This window comes from Solibacillus cecembensis (genome assembly GCF_050272495.1).
Lineage (GTDB): Bacteria > Bacillota > Bacilli > Bacillales_A > Planococcaceae > Solibacillus > Solibacillus cecembensis.
Genome location: NZ_JBNNMF010000033.1, coordinates 1 through 20407, shown reverse-complemented (window position 1 = coordinate 20407; position 20407 = coordinate 1). Strand labels below are relative to the sequence as shown.

Here is a 20407-nt window from a genome sequence, read left to right as displayed (position 1 = left end):
TCGGAATCAAAACACTCGTTTTTCGGAATTTTCGCGGATACATGCTCTTTGTTATGCTTTAAAAAAGGAGATGACGATAAGATGAAAACAAAATGGAATGCGAGTTTATATGATCAAAAGCATGATTTCGTTTCAAAGTTTGGGGAAAGTTTAGTGAAAGTCCTTGCCCCTCAGGAAAATGAATGGATTTTAGATGTTGGCTGTGGTACAGGAGATTTAGCACAGGAAATCGCTTCTCATGGAGCCATTGTGCAAGGAACTGATGCCTCACAGGATATGATTCGGGCGGCACAGCAAAAATATCCAACGATTGAATTTAGCACAATAGATGCTGCAGCTATGCAATTTACGAATCAATTTGATGCCGTTTTTTCAAATGCAGCCCTTCACTGGATGAAACAACAAAATAAGGTCATCCAAAATATTTACAATGCATTAAAACCAAGTGGCCGCTTTGTCGCAGAAATGGGCGGTCACGGTAATATTGCTTCCATTGTAGGCGCCATAAAGCAGAGTATGGCTACATTAAATTATGCGTACAATGAAGATTATTTCCCGTGGTATTTTCCAACAGTTGCAGAATATGAAACGATTTTAGAAACAGCTGGCTTTACGGTAGAAATGATTACCTTATATGAGCGTCCAACACCACTTCAAGGCGAAGATGGCCTACGAAATTGGCTAAAGATGTTTAGTCACAACATCCTGCAACATTTAACTGATTTTGAAAAAGAGCAAGTGTATGCGAAATGCGAAGAATTATTAAAGCCTGCCTACTATCAAAATGACGAATGGATAGCTGATTACTGCCGTTTACGTTTTGTTGCGACGAAAAATTAATATCTCTTCAACTAAAATAGAGTTGCACCTATTGAGGCCAACTCTATTTTTTCGTTCTTGTATCAAATATTTCATAAACGGTATCAATTGTTTAAAAACCTGTGACTGTATCAAATGGAATTTCCTCGCCATTTTTATACAATCCTATCATTTCATAATCTCGATCTTTTGTTAATTTATATATATGCTTCTGCTTGTCTTTATTTTCATTTTCTACTTCATCAATGTTGATTAAAATAGTATCATCCCTACTTTCAACACTAACCGTAACTGTGCCCCCCGTATTAATAATGATATACGAAATGTCTTTATTACTATCGTTAATCATTTGTACATAATCATTCGATCCAAGAACTTCAATTATTTCATTTACACGTTTTGGTACAGAGTTTAGTTCAGTAATAGCTAATTCTGAATTACAAGCCGTCATGATTAAGACCGCCATGATTAAGAGGCTCATTAACTTTTTCAAGCGCCCACCCTCTTTTCCCCTCACAATTAGTTTTTAGAAACTTACAACGCATCCGGTAATGAATATTTATACATTTCAACAGCATTTCGATTTCTTCTCAACGTTTCCATTGTCTTTTCATTAGGATTCTTAAAAATAGTTGGATAATCTTGTTCATTCATTTCCGCATTTACATGGAATGCCAATTTTTCTTCCTCTAAAGAAAACTCTGCTTGAACACCTGCTTTATTTCCTCTCGCATCGATGCGAATCCATTTACGTAAAGACTCAATATAAACACCGTTAAAAGCATGCAAAGAATAGCCTTTTTCAGGTGTATCAAAAATCATTAATCTTTGATAACAAAAGCCACATGGAATTCCTATCCCTCTAAGTAAAGCGGCTAATAAATTGGACTTAGCATAACAAATCCCTGTTTGATTCTCTAACACTTCTGACGCGGTTCTTGTCACAACGCCACTTTGTATATCCCATGAATGTGGAATTTGATCGCGGACAAATTTAAAAGCAATATCAATCTTTTGATTTTCGTTTAAATCTGTTTGAAAGAGCTCTGTTATTTTATGTTGAATCATTGAGTGTGTAAAATTTACTTCCTCTGTTTCTAAAAGATAATCACATAAATCGTTTGACTCCAAGACGTATGTCATTTGTTTCACCTCTCATGAAATTACATTTATTATGTATAATCATAAATGCTTCATTTTTTATAAATAGTCCGACAAACCGCTAAAAATGCCTCAATATCCGCTGTCCTAAATTTCGTTAAAAAATAGGTCATGGATACTATATGCTGAAATTCCTTTACTGAGTAACTATGGAGCATCTGCTGCTGATCGGCTTCACCAATCACACTCTTCGGCAAAAATGCGATGCCTAAGCCTTGTTTCACAAAGTTTTTAATCAATTCCGTTTGATTGAGATGCATGCTTTTATAGCTTGGAAATTGCTGAAGAACTTGTTGCACATCTTGCCAATACGGCGCAAATTCATGGGTTAAAATCGTTTCTTGCTGCAATAATGTTAGGGCATCGGTATTCTTTTTAGACATTGGTACGATTAGTTGAAGTGGTTCTTGTGCAAGAATATCTGTTTGTAAGTCGCGTGTCGATGTTAATTTCGATAATCCGATGTCTACTTGCCCAGCATAAACTGCCTCCCCAATTTCATTGGATTTTAAGAGTTCGAGTGACAGTTGAATCGATGGTTTTTGTTGTTGGAATTTCTCGATAATTGCTGGCAATGTGGAATTCGCAATTTGTGGCGCAACGCCGATTGTTAATTGCGAAGTAAATCCATTAACAAACGCTGCAGTGCTGTTTAATGCTTCATCAAAAGTTGCCACAATTTGTTCCGCATGTTGTAAAAAATGCGCACCGACATGATTTAATTTTACGTGCTTATTATTGCGATCAAAAAGCGGGACTTGTAATTCTTTTTCAAGATGCTGAATATGTTTCGTCACGGTTGATTGCATCATAAAACATTTTTCTGCCGTTTCACGAAAGTTTTCTGTTTTTGCTGCCACGATGAAAGTTCTCAACCATTCTGTTTCCATATGCGCACCTCTCCCAGTTTTAATATATTATAACTAAATATACCAATATATTAAAACCTTTTTATTCGTTGATTTATCTTTAATGCCATTTATAATTTTGAAAGGCGATTGAAAGGTCCCTAAAAAAACGATCCAGCATTTGGAAAGAACCTATTAATTATTGTGCCACAAAAAGGCTGCAGCATAATGCCACAGCCCCCCTACTATTTCTCTTGTTTCTTCTTATATAAAATCGTTATGACAACTAAAATTAATAAAATCGCCTGTCCAATCATCGTTTCCATTGTCGGATAGAATCCTATTAGGCTGACAACTGGCAAACCATCCACAATATTAGTAGGAATTTTACTAGTCAGTTGCAATGTATGCAAGCTGACGCCAATAATTTTGAATGCCAACACATAAATTAATACTGTTGCGACAGCAAAGAATTTATGTATCGGAATTTTACCGCTTGCTTTAAATAGCATAACTGCAAATACAGACAAAATCACAAATGCGATAACAATCCCCAATACAAATTGGGATGTTTCCATTTTTGGCGCAATTCCTGCGTAGAACACTAACGTTTCTGCCCCTTCACGGAAAACGGATAAGAAGCTGACAGATGCCATTGCTAATACCGAGCCACTAGAAATCGCTGTGCCCATTCGTTTTGAAATATAACGATTCCAGCTTGCTACACTCGATTTACTATGGAGCCAAACGCCGACGCCAATCATCATCGCCGCGGCAAGTAGACCAACGTAACCTTCCATGACTTCACGGTTCGTATCAATTGTGGCAGAATTGAAAATTGTCGACATTAACACTGCCGCTACCGCAGATAGGAAAATACCAGCAACCGCACCGACATAAATCCACTTGCGCATTTGTTTTTGACCCGCCATCTCTAAAAATGACACTAACGCCAAAATAATGAGTAAAGCCTCTAAGCCTTCACGCAGTAAAATAAGCGCTGAGTCCCAAAACGTATAATCACTATCCCCTTGAATCAGCTCAATTTCTGTGCGGAAGTTATTTAACTTATCTCGCATACCTTTTGCGTCAACATCCGACTTCAATAAGCCACTCACAAGTATCGGCATATCACTTTCAATTTTCGTATAGAGACTATTATTACGCGTCGATATTTCAAGCTCGACCCTTGGCCAAATCGTGATAAATTCACGTATTTTATCAGAGGCAGCTTTGTAATCACCTGCATCAATTAAAGCATTAGCCTCATCAATATAAGTAATTAAAGTCGCTAAAGAATAATCACCCTCAACGACTTCCGCTGTTTCTTCACCAGCAACGAACTCCTCAATTGTTTGCTTTACTTTATTATATTGTTCTCGCATCAACACTAAATCCGGCTTTTCCGCTGAAATCGTAATGCGTAGGAAAGCCATTTGTGTTTCAATTTGTCCGTACATTGGTATACTTTGCTCGCGGACAGGACGTTCAAGTTTATTCCACTTAATATTAAAATCTTTATAGGCAGCGTCAATGACTTCCACGTTACCACTTGCTAATGCTTGTTCAAATTCTATCATGACAGGCTTAAATTTCGTTTTAAATTCTGCGCGTTGTGCCGCTTCATCAATTGGATTTTCAAGCTTTTCTAAAGTTCGCAGTGCATTAGATAATGCCGATAACGCTGTTAAACGCGCTTCCTTAGATTTTGCATCCATGGCTTGTTCTAAAACTTCATCAACTTTTTCTTTCGTTTTGGTTTCCTTTGATGTTACTAAAGCCCAATCAGCCGCAAACTTCTCCAGTGCTAACTCAGCCTCCACTGCATTGTCTTGTTTCGTATTCATGAGTGCATCGCTAATAGATATGTACAAGTGACTGTAGGATTGCGCTGCTTGTACTGGCACAGCTACTAGTGCTAATAGTAAACATACAATAAAACTAAAGCGCGTTAAAAAGTGCTTCACCTAAATAACTCCCCTTTTGTACTCCAGGGAAGCAAGCAAACACCGCACTGCCTCGATGAGTAATATATTCATTCATTTTATCCATACGGCCTAAACTGTTTTGCACGGTCGTAAATTGATCTGGATTTTTTTGGAATGATACAAATAACAGCCCTGCATCATGTGCTCCGGTATTTGTCATCACGCCAGATGCATAAGAATACGAACGACGTAGCATACGAGCATTCGATTTCCGCGCTAGGTGTACATGTGACGTATCCGGCATAATATACGCCCCTTTTTCGTCTTTTGCATCGACATCAAAATCATCAAATTCCTTCGTTTTACCAAATGCCGCACCACTATCACGATAACGACCAAAAGTTGCTTCTTGGTCTTTTAGAGATGTACGATCCCATGTTTCCAAGTGCATTTGAATTTTGCGAGCGACTAAATAAGAGCCACCCTTTAGCCAGCCTTTATCTACCCATACAACTTCTTTTAAATCTTTTTCATCAGTAATTGCTGGATTCACTGTGCCGTCCTTAAAAGCAAATAAATTACGTGGTGTACCTCCCGCTGCTGGGAACGAGTTAAAACCCGCTTGCGACCACTTAATTTCTACTTTACCTGAAGCAGCACGTACTAAATTACGTACAGCATGGAACGCCACTTGCGGATCATCTGCACAAGCTTGAATGCAAATATCGCCACCAGTAAACTCCTCTTGAAGCTGATCTTTAGGGAAGTGCGGTAAGTCGGCAAGCTCAGCTGGTTTCAAGTTTGTTATTCCTAATTTATCGAAAAGTGAGGGTCCAACGCCGACTGTAATTGATAGATTCGAAGCATTCAATCCCTCCGCCTCTCCTGTATCGCCAGTTGGCACTCTCGTATTTGGCGTTAAATCTACCATTAATTCGCCGTTCATTAAACGAACAATAAGTGGAGTCCATTTTTTGAAAACTTCTTGTAGATCCTTCTTTGATGACACTAAGACATTTAATGAAGCAAAATAAATATGCGTTTGGACAGGTGTGATAATACCAGATTGATGCCTGCCATAAAAATCTACTTTATTGAATGCAGTTTTACTATCAGCAACAGACTCGAACACATCATAACCCATTGCCTTAATAACGCCACCGAAACCAGAAGCACCGATGGCCACACCGACTGCCCCGATGCCTGTAAATTTCAACATGTCACGGCGAGAGATTTTTTTATTGATCCATTTTTCATCATTTGACGTTGTCATTTTTTATCACTCCAAAATAATTCCCATTTGACTTAATGGCTCACCAAGTTGGTTGACTGCTGCTGAAAGTGCCTTTGTATTTTCACCTGTTAACTCTTCATAGGAAATGTAGCCACCGTTAGCTGTTTCATGTAGTGCAAGTAAATCATCCACTGCTTTAAATTTTTCATCCAATGTAGTGACTAACTCTTTATCTTTTGCATCTAATTTTGAGCGAAGGATTTCAAAGATTTTTTCTGCTCCTTCAATATTTGCTTTGAAATCGTAAAGGTCAGTATGTGAGTAAATTTCTTCTTCACCCGTGATTTTAGAAGTTGATACTTCATTTAATAAGTCGACTGCACCTGTAATCATCAAATCTGGTGTAACTTCTACCGTTTGAACAAGCGCATGTAATTCTTTCGCATCTGCTAATAATTGGTCAGCAATCGCTTCGTAACCAGCAGTTGTGTTTTCTTCCCATAGTGCATACTCAAGTTTGTGGTAGCCTGTCCACTCTTCTTCGCCTTTGCCTTCTTCTTGAATATCCGCTAAACGTCCGTCAATACGTGGGTCAAGATCACCGAAGCTTTCAGCAATTGGCTCAGAACGTTCGAAATACATACGTGCTGGTGCGTATGCTGCTTTTGCTCCTTCAATGTCGCCTGCTTTGAAAAGTTTAACAAAGTTCTCTGTTTCTATAAGGAACTGATCCATTTGATCTAATGCGAAATCTTTATACGCTGTTAGTTCAGCAGTTAAATCCACTTCCTCTAATTTTGCTTGCTCTGTTACTGGCGCTGAGTCTTTATTTACTTTCTCTGCGTTACCACAACCTGCCATTAAAATACCACCTGCGATTAAAACTGATAAAAATGAATAATATTTCATGATAAATGCCTACTTCCAATTTAGTTTATATGTGATAATGATAATCATTATCACATATAATAGCAAGATATATTTCTATTTAAAGAGAATGACGTCATTTCTAAGTTAGGAGTTATTAACAAACAGCAGAAATATTGTTTGTCCCACAATATAACATTCGTAACCAAAGAAATTAACGTTTTTTTCAAATCGCTCATTTGATATTTACGTAGCCAATTCCGATATAGATGTAGCTTCCTCTATTTGTCTCCCAAAAAAACATCTCCCTACTTCTAATAAAGTAAAATTGGATATAGTTTAAAAGTGTTTTCATATTCAAATACTTACAAAATAACTCAACGAATCCATATTTTCATTATTGAAATGATCCATGAGAATAATAGATAATAAGATAGATTAAAACTCTTATAAAGAAAGAAGACTATAGATGAAAAAAAACATAAATAGATATTTCCTTATACCCATTATGTTCGCAACATTATTCGCCGCTCCACATAGTACAGTTGCCTCAGTAGATGACGTCCATATGTCTTATTTATATGGCACAAATTCAAACACCTCTTTAAAAAATATCGATAAGACACTCGGTGCAATCAATACCGTTACACCCGGATTTTATGAGTTAAACGCAGATGGTAGTTTGAAATCTTCCATTGACCATAGCTTCATTGAGCAAGTTCATAAAAGAGGCTTAAAAGTCGTTCCTTTCATTTCTAACCACTGGGATCGCAATTTAGCGCAAATCGCCATGGCAAATAGAGAAAATTTAACGACACAAATTGCAAATTCAATCATTAAAAATAATTTAGATGGTATTGATATCGATATTGAAAATTTAAACTATACCGATAAAGATGCCTTTACAGATTTCATTCGCTTATTACATGCAAAATTGCCGAAAGATAAAATCATATCGATTGCGGTTGCTGCCAATCCGAATAACTGGACAACAGGCTGGCACGGTTCTTATGATTATGCAAAATTAAGTGAATACAGTGATTATTTAATGGTTATGTCCTATGATGAAAGTTATCAAGGTGGTCCTGTAGGTCCTGTTGCGAGCTTATCATTTGTTGAAAGGTCAATTCAATCTTTATTAAACCAAGGTGTGGATTCTAAAAAAATCGTGATGGGTCTCCCTTTTTACGGTCGAATTTGGAATGATGCCGAGAAAATTGGTGGAGATGGTGTGGCGAATAAAGCAATACCAGGCATTGTGAATAACCACAATGGGAAATTTTATTTTGATCCGAACTCAAAATCAGCCTATGCCAAATTCACAGTGAAAAATAGTGATTCCCCTACTATGATCAATGGAAAAAAACTAGCACCTGGGAATTACACAATTTGGTATGATAATAATTTATCGTTAAAATATAAATTAAGATTAGTAGAAAAATACAATTTAAGAGGCTCTGGTAGCTGGGATTTAAATCAAGCAAATAGCGGCATTTGGAAGTTCTATTCAGCTTGGGCAAATGGGAAACATCATTTTATCGATTCAGAGAACCATTGGGCTGAAAAAGATATCCTCTCCCTTTTCAATAAAGGCTGGATTAGTGGTAAAAACGAATATAATTTTGACCCAAATGGGCATTTAACAAGAGCTGAAGCCGTGACGATCCTAATTAAGGCACTCGGTTTAGACGCAAAAAATGAATCGGTTCCGAATTATTTTGCCGATGTTCCTACCAACCATTGGGCAAAGCAGTCTATTGAACTCGCAAATAAATATAATATTGTCAATGGAACAGATACACAGATTTTTGAACCAAATGCTCGGATTACAAGGGCGCAATTAGCTGCTATTTTATCGAGAGTGGTGGATTATCCAACCAATAATACGATAAAATCCCCTTTTTATGATGTACCAATAGGACATTGGGCGTATGCAGATATTGTAAAACTAAGCAGTCGTGGGATTATTACCGGAAAAGAAAAAGGTAAATTCGCTCCTGATGATTATGTACTACGAGCACAAATCGCTGCAATGGTGAATCGTGCGAGCGAAGATTTAGAAAAGTATCAAGTAAGGAATTAATAAAATGAAAACAGGGCTGGTTCTACGGAATATGTAGAACCAGCCCTGTTTTTTTACTAACTTAATCATTTTATCTCCATTATAATTAGTATATAACTTTCCATTTCCAAATAATTAATGCGCAATATCGTACAAGAAATGCTTTATCATAAATGATATTCTAAAGTTGGCATTACGAGGGGGGATCCAAATGTTAAATGAAATTCGAACGGTTTATCTTGATTCTGATTTAAATATCGAAGCTTATCGATTTAAAGGAATCATGCAAAAGTTTCCTTCCCATTTCCATGAATATTATGTGATTGGATTTATTGAAGAAGGTCAACGATCATTAGTTTGTAAAGGGGAAGAATACATTATTAATCCTGGAGATTTACTGTTATTTAACCCTTATGATACACACAGTTGTGAGCAAATAGATGGCAAAACACTCGATTATCGTTGCATCAATGTAACACCTGAGATCATGAAAAAGATGGTTTTAGAAATCAGTGGAAACGAATGCCTACCAAATTTCAACCAAAATGTTTTATATCATAGCGAGCTTGTAGATAATTTAAGAGAGTTACATTTGAAAATTTCGCAGGATGAGAGTGAGCTGAAGAAGGAAGAACTCTTTTTGTACTTATTAGTAGAGCTTATTCAGAACTACTCTGACCTAGCAACTCTCCCACCGGCTTCTGAAAGTACTCATGAAATCAAAGCTGTATGTACTTATATAGAAGCGAACTATACAAAGACAATTACGCTAAATGATTTAAGTAACTTAACAGGTTGGAGCAAATACCACCTACTAAGAACCTTTACAAAGAAAATGGGCATCTCGCCTAATAGCTACTTGGAAACCATTCGAATAAATCATGCAAAAAAGCTATTGGAACAAGGTATAAAACCTATTGAAGTAACTTTTTTAACTGGCTTTAGTGATCAAAGTCACTTGACTAAATTCTTTAAAAGACAGGTTGGGTTAACACCAAAACAGTATATGAAAATTTTTGAAAATGAAGGAGCAAACTGATGGATAACCTACTAGCATATATGTTAATGGCCCTTATGATGTCTATGTTGCCTGGTACAGATACGGTACTTATTATGAAAAATACGCTTAGCCACGGAGCAAAAGCTGGACGTTTCACGATACTTGGCATGGCGACAGGACTTACTTTTTGGACTATTATTGCCATCTTTGGTTTATCAGTTATTATCGCCCAATCCCTATTTCTTTTTAATACGATCAAGTATATGGGAGCTGCCTATTTGCTGTACTTGGGTGTAAGGGCATTTTTCGCGAAGAGTACTCTTTCATTGGAAGCAGTTCATGAAGAAAGCCAGCCTTCCACCGACGTCCGTGCGCATCATCATAATACAGAATCATACTTCCAAGGAGCCATAAGTAACATTCTTAACCCTAAGACAATTTTAGTTTACATCACATTTATGCCCCAATTCATTAATCTAAATGAAAATACAAACCAACAATTGATTGTGTTAGGCATTATCCTCACTTTAATTGCAGTAGGATGGTTTATGGTGTTGGTTTATCTAATAGATCATCTGAAGAAGTGGCTGAATAAACCTAAGTTCCAAACAATCTTCCAAAAGTCTACCGGCGTAATGTTAATAGGATTTGGAGTAAAAACAGCCATTTAGCGTGTTTGAGGAAAAATAGAGTTATTGCTTTTAGCACCTTCACTTGCTGATGGTGCTAAACCTATTAATTCCTTTGATCCACATTTGATGATACTAAAGCAGTATGGACACCTACTCTATGATTATTTACTTTTCATGCCACGATAATTGTGCCTGGCGTTTTCTACAAATCGTTAATCCTGGCGAAATTGGGATCGTCATCATTTCATATAATTCTGTTTCCTTTGATAATTCTTCAACTGCTTGGTAGGCAGTCTCACACAAAGATGGGTGCATCATACTCTCATTTTCAGGATGCGTATCATGCAATAAAATTATGCCATGTGAGGAAACGAATGGGAAAAACTCCTTAAAATCTTGCAATACTGCCTCTTTAGAATGATCTGCATCGATGAATAACATATCAATTTGTAGAGGGTGAATCTTTAATTCTTTAGCAAATTCCTGTGTGGTACCATTAAAAAATTGGACATTCTCTGATTTTGTCATATAATTGCCTGCACTAGGGGTAATATCTACTCCTATCAAGCGTTCAGCCACTGGGATTATTTGATTAAAAAGCTTACAATGCTGTATTCCTAACTCCACATATACCTTTGGACGGACAAGACTTGCCAAGTTAAATATAAATTCTTCATGCCAGTTTACTACCACATTACTCAACCCTTCACACTATTTATTGTTTAGTCCAATGAATTATTATTACTTTAGTTCCATCCGTTGAATTTGTATTAATAAATACGATTCCATCAAAAAAATTCAGATCTAAACATCAAGCAAATGTATTATTCACATGTCGCTCAATCATAAAAACTAATAGTTAAAGTCTTATATTATGACCACTTCGAAGCTCTACTTTTAGTCATTCTGTATAATATGTCAACGAACTAAAAAGTGTTACACCATTTGTGAAATTACTACGTGACAACAAACTAACAATAACCAAAACAGATGCGGAGTTTCAACCAATATTACTGTGCACACAGTACCGTTCTTCTATTATTATGAACAATCGGTTGGTATGTCATAATAATAGACTTAGATTATTTTAACCATAAGACATGCTCCATACCTATCTAAAAGAGAAAAAAGTCCCCATAGCGTGCAAATGCACACCTATGAAGACTTCCCTATTTCTAAAGCTTAAATTGTTGTATTTGGCTATTTAAATCTTCAGCCACAGTAGCTAATTGCTCTGAACTCTTAGCGATTTCTTCCATTGTTCCGACTGTTTCTTCAATCGTTGCAGTCGTTTGTTCGACACCGGCTGCAGATTCCTGCGTGATGGCTGCAATTTCGTCAATTGATCGAGTAATATGCTCCGTTGTCGTGGCAATACCTTGCAGATTTTCAGTGACACCTTGAATATTCATCGACATACGAGTCACAGAATCCGCGATATTATCAAACGTTTCTCCTGTATCCGTGATTTGTGCTGTTCCCTTTTTCACTTCGTCATAACCTGTTTGCAGTGACGTTGTGACATTCGTTGTTTCGCTTTGAATACGTGTTACGATGGATGAAATATCTGTAACCGATAGAGAAACTTGCTCGGCTAGCTTTCGTACTTCATCTGCTACAACTGCGAAACCTTTTCCTTGTTCACCCGCTCTTGCCGCTTCAATTGCTGCATTTAGTGCGAGTAAGTTCGTTTGGTTGGCAATACCATCAATGACAACGACTAATTTTGAAATTTCTTGGGATTGACTATTTAATCCTTCAACTTTAGACACAGCTTCTTGTACAATTCGATCAATTGTAATCATTTGCTGCGTGGATGCATTCATTAGCCCTTGACCCGTTTCCGTTAATTGTAACACTTCTTGTGAATGCTGAACCATTGTTGTTCCTTCATCCGTCGCTTGTTGAATATTCTCTTTGAAAGTTTCCATCATATGTGCTAAATCACTTGCACTACTTGCTTGAGATTCCGAGCCTTCAGCTAAGTCCGTCATCGTCATGGCGATTTGTCCCGAACCATCCTTCACGCCAAGAGCGGATTGTGCGAGCTCCTCACTACTTGCCGCAACATTACCAGAAACTTCATGAATCGAGCTCAATACGCTATGTAGCTTAGCATTCAAAGTGTTCGCCGACTTCATAAGTATTCCAACTTCATCCTGCGATTTTTGTATTAATGGGGGTTGATTCAAATCGCCATCTGCCATAGCCGCCAATTTTTGTACAACCAACTTAATCGGATCCGCAATAATACGCGCCACAATAAAGGCTGTTACCATTGAAAGAATGATTGTAATCACACTAACAATTACCCCTATTTTCATCGTCAGCTTCGATTGCGCTATCATTTCATTACCCAACTTATTAATCGACTCTTCTTGAGCAAGTGCGATTTCTTCGTATCCCTGCATTACTTCCCCTGCCATTAAATCCGACGATTTCAAGTTTTCAATGGCAAGCTCTTTATTGCCTTTATCATATTCATCAAATACTTGCATTTGTACATTTTCTCGCCATTCTCTTGCCTTTTCAACAAGTCCTGTCAGTTTTTCATCTGTACCAAACTCGTTCAAAATAGCTATATTGGCTTCAGCAATTTCTATACTTTGTTGAAATGACTCTTTGTAGGCATTATTTCCTGTCAGCACATAGCTTTTCGTAGCTGATGTTCGAACACTAACGGATGATGCCAATTTTTCACTAGCTGTTAAAAGTTGTAATTCTCTTTGTACAATATTTTCTCCTGAAGATATTACGCGCTCATTTGCAATGTAATTGTAAATACTAAAGCCAGCAAAATAAACAGTGAGAAATACAAATGCAGTTAATAGCCTTGCACGAATTGATTTGAAGTGAAATTTTTTCATCATAATTATGTATTCCTCTCTTTTCCATATACCTATAACATCATATTGACCGTATTCAAATATAGCATAACTCCTTAATATCGCCTATTAAAAATTATAAAACAATTAAGCAATATTCATCAGTACTAACAACCAATTCGTGACTTTCCTATCTATAACGAGAGTATTTTATACTATTCCAGCAAAATTTCATCGTTATTTAGTGTCTTTACTACATTATAGTGGCACATTTTGTAAACATTAGGAATTATTTACCCAACTTGTTTAAATTGTAGAACAGCGTTTATTCTCTTGTCTTACAAAATTGAAAAAGCCTCCATAGTGTGCACATGCACATACCTATGAAGACTCCTCTATTTTTACAGCTTAAATTGCTGTACCTGCGTATTTAAATTTTCTGCTACTGTCGCTAATTGCTCTGTGCTGTTCGCGATTTCTTCCATCGTTCCCGCTGTTTCTTCAACAGTTGCAGTCGTTTGTTCAATACCAGCCGCAGATTCCTGCGTGATTGCTGCAATTCCATCGATTGAACGATTAATTTGATCCGTTGTCGTAGCAATACCTTGTAAATTTTCCGTGATGCCTTGAATATTCGTTGACATATAATTCACAGCTTTTGCAATATTATCAAAGGTTTCGCCTGTATCTGTAATTTGCGCTGTCCCTTTTTTCACTTCATCATAACCGGTTTGTAGTGACGTTGTGACATTCATTGTTTCGCTTTGAATGCGTGTTACAATTGAAGAAATATCCGTTACAGAAAGAGAAACTTGCTCGGCCAGTTTACGTACTTCATCCGCTACAACCGCAAAACCTTTTCCTTGTTCGCCCGCTCGTGCTGCTTCAATTGCTGCATTTAGTGCGAGTAAATTCGTTTGGTTGGCAATGCCATCAATGACAACAACCAATTTTGAAATTTCTTGCGATTGACTATTTAACCCTTCAACCTTGACCACTGCTTTTTGTACAATTCGGTCAATTGTAACCATTTGCTGCGTCGATGCATCCATCAATCCTTGCCCTGTTTCTGTTAAATGTAAAACTTCTTCTGAATGATGCGCCATTTTTGTACCTTCATCCGTTGCTTGCTGAACATTCATTTTAAAGGTTTCCATCATTTGTGCTAAATCACCAGCGCTACTTGCCTGCGTTTCAGAACCTTCTGCTAAATCCGTCATCGTCATCGCAATTTGTTCCGCACCGACTTTCACCTCAAGAGCTGATTGTGCGAGCTCTTCACTACTTGCTGCTACATTTCCAGAAACATCATGAATCGAGCTTAACACACCATGTAGCTTTATATTCATACTATTCGCTGATTGCACAAGCAACCCAATTTCATCCCTTGTTTTTTGTACTAGTGGAGGCTGACTCATGTCCCCGTCTGCCATCGCTGTAATTTTTTGCACAACTTCTTTAATCGGATTTGTAATGATACGTGCTGTTACAAAGGCTATAATAATTGCAAGTATTGTGATGATCGAACCTATGGCTGCTCCTAAATACATTGTCACTTTCGATTGTGCAATCATTTCATTGCCTAGTTGATTAATCGCTTGTTCTTGTTTAGCTGCCATTTCCTCATAACCCTTTATTATTTCTCCCGCTACAACATCTGTACCCCTTAAATATTGACTGGCAATTTCCTTGTTGCCTTTATCATATTCACCAAATACTTTCGTCTGTATATCTTCTCGCCATTGTCTAGCCATTGCAACGAGACTTTCTAAATTTTCATCTGTCCCTAACTCACTTAATATAGCACTATTTGCTTCTGCAATTTCAATATATTGTTGAAATGCTTCTTTATAAGCTACGTTTCCTGTTAATACATAGCTTTTCGCAGCCGATGTTCGATTACTAATAGACGACGCTAACTTTTCACTTGCTATTAGTATTTGTAATTCCTTTTCTACAATATTTTCTGCCGCAGTAATAACGCGCTGATTTGAAAAATAACTATAAGTACTAAAACCGAAAATAAAAATGACAATTACAAAAAAGGCACTTAATATCTTAGCCCGAATCGTTTTGAAATTGAAGAGTTTATTCATAAATATGTACCCCTTTTCTCTCCCACACACCCATATGATTTGTAAGTATTTTATACAAATATAGCATATACTCCCATGCGTTGCCTATCGCTCTAATTGCGTATTTCCGGCATTAAAACCCACAGAAAAAAGAAGTTTCTATATAACACCTTATACCTATAAGCATTTAAATCTTGACTTTAGTAAATAATTGAAGAGTATTTAGACTTATCCGTCAAGTTCAGCGTAATAATTTCCTCTGTGAATAGCATTCTGATTTAGTAATCAATTACCCACAAAAAATCCCCCTCTAGCCGTCACCTGCAATAAATGAGGTTCAGATGAAGGGGGCACTAACTATCTTCATAACAATGTAGTGAATTTGCATTCGCTTTTTTAGCTTCGATAATGATTGCTTGCGATTAAGATAGCTGACTCATGCTCAGCTGGTAAATCTTCCTCATGGAAAATTGCCTCTACTGGACAAACCAATTCGCAAGCACCACAGTCAATGCATAAGCTTGGATTGATGACATATTGTGTATTCGTTAAATCGATGCAATCTACTGGGCAGACATCTAAACAGATTGCTGCCTTCTCATCTCTACATAAATCTGTAATTATATAAGCCATTATAACTCCTCCGTAATCGTTAGTTGCTGTTTTAATTCTTCAGGTGAATGTTCCCAATACTCTTTGTTAAAATTAGATAAAAACTGGTGAAGCAATTTTTTCGAGTTCACATCGATATGATCCAATATAAACTTCCTTTTAAGTGCCTTATCCAAATAATTTACTTGTTCCGGCAAGGATTTATAGCCGACTTTAATGCGACGTTCTTCTTTTGATACACGTACCTCACTTGCCGTACCCCCTGCATAATAAGGACCATTTTGACCAATTTGAGTCGCTACCCAAACGATCCAATAGCGGTAATAATCGTTACTTGCATGAGCTAAATCAGGAGCAAAACGAACTTTCTTTTCGATTTTACTTCGTCCATGTAAAGCTTCTACATCGATAAATACATGTTCATTTTCACAATCAATAATAACCGGTGTGACATTATTTAGGTCAATCGAACCTACTCCGTAACCGCCATCTCCATCGGTAGAATCGCTGCTTATAATCGTAAAATTCATTTTTTCACTCATCTGAAATTACCTCCGTATCTATTTGGCTATTTTGATTAATATGAAACAAAATAATTAGCCCATAATTATTAGTTAATAACGTTATTGCTATATTTGACTTTTCACTATCATGCACTTAGTAGATATACAGGATTTCCACTTGTGCCTTTTAAGGAAAGCGTATAATTTTTAATATACAAGGTAATTTCACTTCCTACCATCGTACGTAGGTCTGAATTAGGAGCTAATTTCGTAAAGTTTAGTCAATATTCTAAGTCTTGATTTTATTAATTTAGCCTTTCTAAATTCCCCTTTATTTATTTCTTAAATTTTTTATTACACGTTATGATAGGTTTTAACAAATAGAACGAATAGAACAGTGAACGGATATTTCGCGAAAAACGTTTAGAACAAAACACGAGGTGCGCTATGGATGAAAAAATAATTCGAGCAATTCAACAGCAACGAGAATACGGCGTGACGATGCTACTCGAACAGTATGGTGGATTACTCAGGTCGATTGTTTGTAAATATATTGCAGGCAGGCCACAAGAAATTGAGGAGTGTATGGCGGATATCGTTGTATCAATTTGGTATCATATTGATGATTTTGACGACACCAAAAATACATTTAAAAACTGGATTGCGGTCATTGCGAAATTTAAAGCCATTGATGCACTCCGGAAATTGCAGCGCCAGCATTCCACGGTTGAATTACCAGAACAGCTTGCAGAAGAAGCGACGCCAACACTAGACTGGGCAGCCCTACTCGATCAACTCCCTTTGCAAGAACAGCATATCTTCAAACAATACTATTTTGAAGGGGCTAAAACAAAAATAATCGCTTCACAATATGAGGCAAAAGAATCTTGGGTGCATAATAAATTATCACGCAGTCGGAAAAAATTACGCACACTATTTTTAAAGGATGAGGTGTAACGATGAGCATTTATAAAGATTTTAATGAGATTGAAGTGGATTTAACTGAATGCAAAGATATGCCATTAACAAAAAATGAGCTTCAAACAATTCGAAACCGCGTCTTAAAGCAACTGCCAAAAAAGCGTCGGAACATCGGACGTTCGGTAACCGCGGCAGCTATTTTAGCGATTACCTTAATTGCGTTTAATCACCAATCTATTGCCAATATGCCATTGATTGCCGGGCTTTTAGAAAGTTGGAATCACCCGAATGAAGTGGACTGGGCACCGTATAAAAATCCAATTGGGCAAACAATGTCAACCGAATTTGGGGATTTAACATTAAATGAAATTATTGTGGATTATGATAAAATTTTAATTAGCTCTACACTAGAACTTGCGAAGGGCTCTACTTTTTCATATCGTCATCAATTAACGCCTACTATTGCAATTAATGGGCAAACGGTTGAGGTAAAGGGAGGTGACGCACAGTCCATTGAACAAAACAATGGTATGTATCTCGTATATAATGAAGTAAAACTTGCTAATCCAATAGAGGGTGAAATTATGGCAATCCAGCTTTCCTACGACCGAATATTTACACCAAGCGGAGAACCCCCTTTTGGTGAAAGTGTTGCTGAGCCTTGGAATTTTGAAGTTACTGCCTCTCAATTAGCCGTTCAGCAGCAAACAATTATAAAAGAGCTTGGTCAATATGTGGAATTACCAGACGGACAAAGTATCATTATTGACCGCATCCTTACAACGCCTATTTCTACTACTGTTTATTTTAGTGCTTCTACGCTAGATGAAGATTCAAGAATTGCGTTAGTAAATGAAGAAGGTACTGTTTACACGTGGCAATCAAAAACAACGGAAGATGATGGCACAGGCGTAATGACTTTCTCTGGCACATCCTTCGTCAATCAGTCTATTTATCTTGAACTGTATGATTATGATCAAATTATTAGCGAACGCATTTTTATAACGGATATGCAACAATAATTTAAAGAAGACCTGTATTCAGTATGATAACTGAATACAGGTCTTCTTTAAATTTATATTGTAAGCATTTACTTTAAATACGTTTTCTCCAGCAATTGATCGTAAAATGCATAATGTCCGCGTCCGCTGTTCTTTATATAATAAAGCGCTTCATCAGCCTGTTTAAGCACATCGTTTAAATGAGCCGGCTCCTTCACAATCGTCACGCCGATACTAAAGCTTAAGCTCAGCAGCTGTTCGTCCGCTTCCACTGTTAGAGCACTTAAGCCACTATGAATTGCTTGTGCTAAACGCTCAAGCCGTTTTCGATCCGCATTCGTACAAATAAGTAAAAATTCATCGCCACCATAACGTGCGACAAGCGCCTGTTGTTGAAGGGCAAATGTTTTTAATCCTGATCCAACCGTAGCCAGAGCCTCATCCCCAACTAAATGACCGTATTGATCGTTAATTTGCTTGAAAAAATCTAAATCTATCATAGCAAGTAGCGCATAGGTCGAGCCATCAAGCTGCGATAACAGCTTTTGTGCTTCCGTATCGAAATAAGTTCGGTTATAAACGTCCGTCAATGCATCAATAGACGCTTTCCTTAAAAAATGATTTTGTTGAATTTTCGTCTCTGCTTCGATTGCATACTCTGTTTCACGCTCATCCAATAAATCATTTAATACTTTCACCTGCATTTTCAGCATTTGAACTAAATCCGGATGATCGATGTTTTCCATACATTCACACATATATTGGAAAGCAATTGCCTTTAATGACGTATCCTTAAAATCATCCGTATACGCCGCAAGTTTTTGAAACTCCTCGATTGCCTTGTCGTACTGTCCTTGTTGCATTAATAAATAACCATAATTTTGAATGATTATCCCTTCTTGATAACCATTTAATAACTCAATTTTTTCATAAACAAATGCATTCACACTTTTCGCAATATCATAGCGTTTTAGCATCGTATTTAAATAAATTAAATCAATTACTGTACTATAAATAAGCGATTCTTTCTCAGGTTCCTGCTCTACTACAAGCTGTGCATAGAAAAACGCTAATTCCAAATAATCACAAGCACGCTCATATTCCCTTATATTCATCAAATACGTTGACATCGTTCCATAAACACGACGCTTTAAATTAGGATCTGTTGTTTGCGTACCATATGCTAACGCCTTTTCAACATGGCGAGAGACGATGCCATCTACCGCTGAAGAACCACCCGCCCATAAATTTGCTGCACATAAATGGAACCAAATTGCCCCCTCCACTGTTTCATATTGCTCAATAAATAGATGAAACTCCGTCAACGTCTCATGTGCACGCGCTGGAAGATCAATGTACATATAACTATCTACTTTTAAATTAAATAATTTCGCAACCGCATAGCGCTCATTGCTTAATTTACCAAGTTCAATTGCGTGATCTACATGCTCTAATAAGTCCGCAAATCGAGCTTCATCAAAGGCTTGCTGTATTTTTTTAAATGCTTGATTAAATTCCTGCATACTCATTTCGTCACCTGCTTATATAGTTGTTTATTGTCATATAACTAAAATCAATTCTCTCGTACTATTAAAATCTCAGATAATTATAACATTTTTTATAAGAAAAATATGGCTGTTCTATCCGTCCGCCCCATAAATACCGACAATATTTCTGGTAATTAAAATAGAATCCTAATTCATCCAAATATAGTTACATGTATTCGAAGCGAGTCCAAATCGTAATGCCCTATTTCATTTTCACTAGCGAATTTCGAATTATAATTTTTTTCTAGCGTCCAAAAGCTCTATCGTCAAAATTGATAGGTTCTTACGCTCATTTAGTGAAAAATAGTGGCTATTTGTGGTCCATTTTAAAATTGCTTTTTTGGTATAATATCACCCCTTAAAAAGCACGCG

At 36.9% G+C, this 20407-nt stretch carries 18 protein-coding genes; 6 read left to right on the top strand and 12 right to left on the bottom strand.

The window, feature by feature from the left end; genetic code table 11:
* The first annotated feature begins 81 nt into the window (after positions 1 to 81).
* The gene (locus ACQKIH_RS20520; protein WP_427768544.1) at positions 82 to 840 is read left to right on the top strand and encodes a methyltransferase domain-containing protein; all 759 of its coding nucleotides are present in this window, start codon (positions 82 to 84) and stop codon (positions 838 to 840) included.
* Between the two features lie 91 nt (positions 841 to 931).
* Here ACQKIH_RS20520 and ACQKIH_RS20515 read toward each other — a convergent pair whose 3' ends face one another.
* From ACQKIH_RS20515 to efeO, 6 genes are all read right to left on the bottom strand, one after another.
* Complete coding sequence (locus ACQKIH_RS20515; RefSeq protein WP_427768543.1) at positions 932 to 1312, bottom strand: hypothetical protein; 381 nt, start codon at positions 1310 to 1312, stop codon at positions 932 to 934.
* Between the two features lie 41 nt (positions 1313 to 1353).
* Positions 1354 to 1962, bottom strand: a complete 609-nt coding sequence (locus tag ACQKIH_RS20510; RefSeq protein ID WP_427768541.1) for a transglutaminase-like domain-containing protein — start codon at positions 1960 to 1962, stop codon at positions 1354 to 1356.
* Positions 1963 to 2012: 50 nt separating this feature from the next.
* Positions 2013 to 2870 (bottom strand): LysR family transcriptional regulator, encoded by an 858-nt coding sequence (locus tag ACQKIH_RS20505; protein WP_427768539.1) that lies wholly within the window; start codon positions 2868 to 2870, stop codon positions 2013 to 2015.
* 203 nt (positions 2871 to 3073) lie between these two features.
* Positions 3074 to 4795 (bottom strand): FTR1 family iron permease, encoded by a 1722-nt coding sequence (locus tag ACQKIH_RS20500; protein ID WP_427768537.1) that lies wholly within the window; start codon positions 4793 to 4795, stop codon positions 3074 to 3076.
* Entirely contained in the window at positions 4770 to 6029 is a 1260-nt protein-coding gene (efeB, locus tag ACQKIH_RS20495; RefSeq protein WP_057982839.1) for an iron uptake transporter deferrochelatase/peroxidase subunit, read from the bottom strand. Before efeB ends, ACQKIH_RS20500 begins: the two co-directional genes overlap by 26 nt.
* Before the next feature lie 6 nt (positions 6030 to 6035).
* On the bottom strand, positions 6036 to 6899 hold the full coding sequence (gene efeO, locus ACQKIH_RS20490) for an iron uptake system protein EfeO (RefSeq protein ID WP_427768535.1): 864 nt from the start codon (positions 6897 to 6899) through the stop codon (positions 6036 to 6038).
* 427 nt (positions 6900 to 7326) lie between these two features.
* Here efeO and ACQKIH_RS20485 point away from each other — a divergent pair, with 427 nt between their 5' ends.
* From ACQKIH_RS20485 to ACQKIH_RS20475, 3 genes are all read left to right on the top strand, one after another.
* Positions 7327 to 8940 carry a glycosyl hydrolase family 18 protein gene (locus ACQKIH_RS20485; RefSeq protein ID WP_427768533.1) on the top strand — a complete coding sequence of 538 codons (1614 nt, stop codon included), beginning with the start codon at positions 7327 to 7329 and terminating at the stop codon, positions 8938 to 8940.
* 190 nt (positions 8941 to 9130) lie between these two features.
* On the top strand, positions 9131 to 9958 hold the full coding sequence (locus ACQKIH_RS20480; RefSeq protein WP_427768531.1) for an AraC family ligand binding domain-containing protein: 828 nt from the start codon (positions 9131 to 9133) through the stop codon (positions 9956 to 9958).
* Positions 9958 to 10590 (top strand): LysE family transporter, encoded by a 633-nt coding sequence (locus ACQKIH_RS20475; protein WP_057982831.1) that lies wholly within the window; start codon positions 9958 to 9960, stop codon positions 10588 to 10590. The genes ACQKIH_RS20480 and ACQKIH_RS20475 overlap by 1 nt, the downstream gene beginning before the upstream one ends.
* A gap of 126 nt (positions 10591 to 10716) precedes the next feature.
* Here the strand turns inward: ACQKIH_RS20475 and ACQKIH_RS20470 are convergent, their stop codons facing one another.
* The 5 genes from ACQKIH_RS20470 to ACQKIH_RS20450 all read right to left on the bottom strand — a co-directional run bounded on the left by ACQKIH_RS20470 (position 10717) and on the right by ACQKIH_RS20450 (position 16605).
* The gene (locus ACQKIH_RS20470) at positions 10717 to 11244 is read right to left on the bottom strand and encodes a class I SAM-dependent methyltransferase (RefSeq protein ID WP_057982829.1); all 528 of its coding nucleotides are present in this window, start codon (positions 11242 to 11244) and stop codon (positions 10717 to 10719) included.
* A gap of 482 nt (positions 11245 to 11726) precedes the next feature.
* Positions 11727 to 13421, bottom strand: coding sequence for a methyl-accepting chemotaxis protein (locus ACQKIH_RS20465; RefSeq protein ID WP_427768529.1), 1695 nt, complete (start codon positions 13419 to 13421; stop codon positions 11727 to 11729).
* Between the two features lie 356 nt (positions 13422 to 13777).
* Positions 13778 to 15472: a methyl-accepting chemotaxis protein gene (locus ACQKIH_RS20460; protein WP_057982827.1), complete on the bottom strand. Its 1695-nt coding sequence runs from the start codon at positions 15470 to 15472 to the stop codon at positions 13778 to 13780.
* 375 nt (positions 15473 to 15847) lie between these two features.
* The gene (locus tag ACQKIH_RS20455; RefSeq protein ID WP_427768528.1) at positions 15848 to 16084 is read right to left on the bottom strand and encodes a ferredoxin family protein; all 237 of its coding nucleotides are present in this window, start codon (positions 16082 to 16084) and stop codon (positions 15848 to 15850) included.
* Positions 16084 to 16605 (bottom strand): YwhD family protein, encoded by a 522-nt coding sequence (locus ACQKIH_RS20450; protein ID WP_427768527.1) that lies wholly within the window; start codon positions 16603 to 16605, stop codon positions 16084 to 16086. Before ACQKIH_RS20450 ends, ACQKIH_RS20455 begins: the two co-directional genes overlap by 1 nt.
* Positions 16606 to 17013: 408 nt before the next feature.
* Between ACQKIH_RS20450 and ACQKIH_RS20445 the strand changes: the two genes are divergently transcribed.
* Entirely contained in the window at positions 17014 to 17523 is a 510-nt protein-coding gene (locus tag ACQKIH_RS20445) for a sigma-70 family RNA polymerase sigma factor (protein ID WP_427768524.1), read from the top strand.
* A 2-nt stretch (positions 17524 to 17525) separates the two neighbouring features.
* Positions 17526 to 18509, top strand: a complete 984-nt coding sequence (locus tag ACQKIH_RS20440; protein WP_427768522.1) for a DUF4179 domain-containing protein — start codon at positions 17526 to 17528, stop codon at positions 18507 to 18509.
* Between the two features lie 68 nt (positions 18510 to 18577).
* Here the strand turns inward: ACQKIH_RS20440 and ACQKIH_RS20435 are convergent, their stop codons facing one another.
* Positions 18578 to 20017 carry a GGDEF domain-containing protein gene (locus ACQKIH_RS20435; protein ID WP_427768521.1) on the bottom strand — a complete coding sequence of 480 codons (1440 nt, stop codon included), beginning with the start codon at positions 20015 to 20017 and terminating at the stop codon, positions 18578 to 18580.
* Between the last annotated feature and the right edge of the window lie 390 nt (positions 20018 to 20407).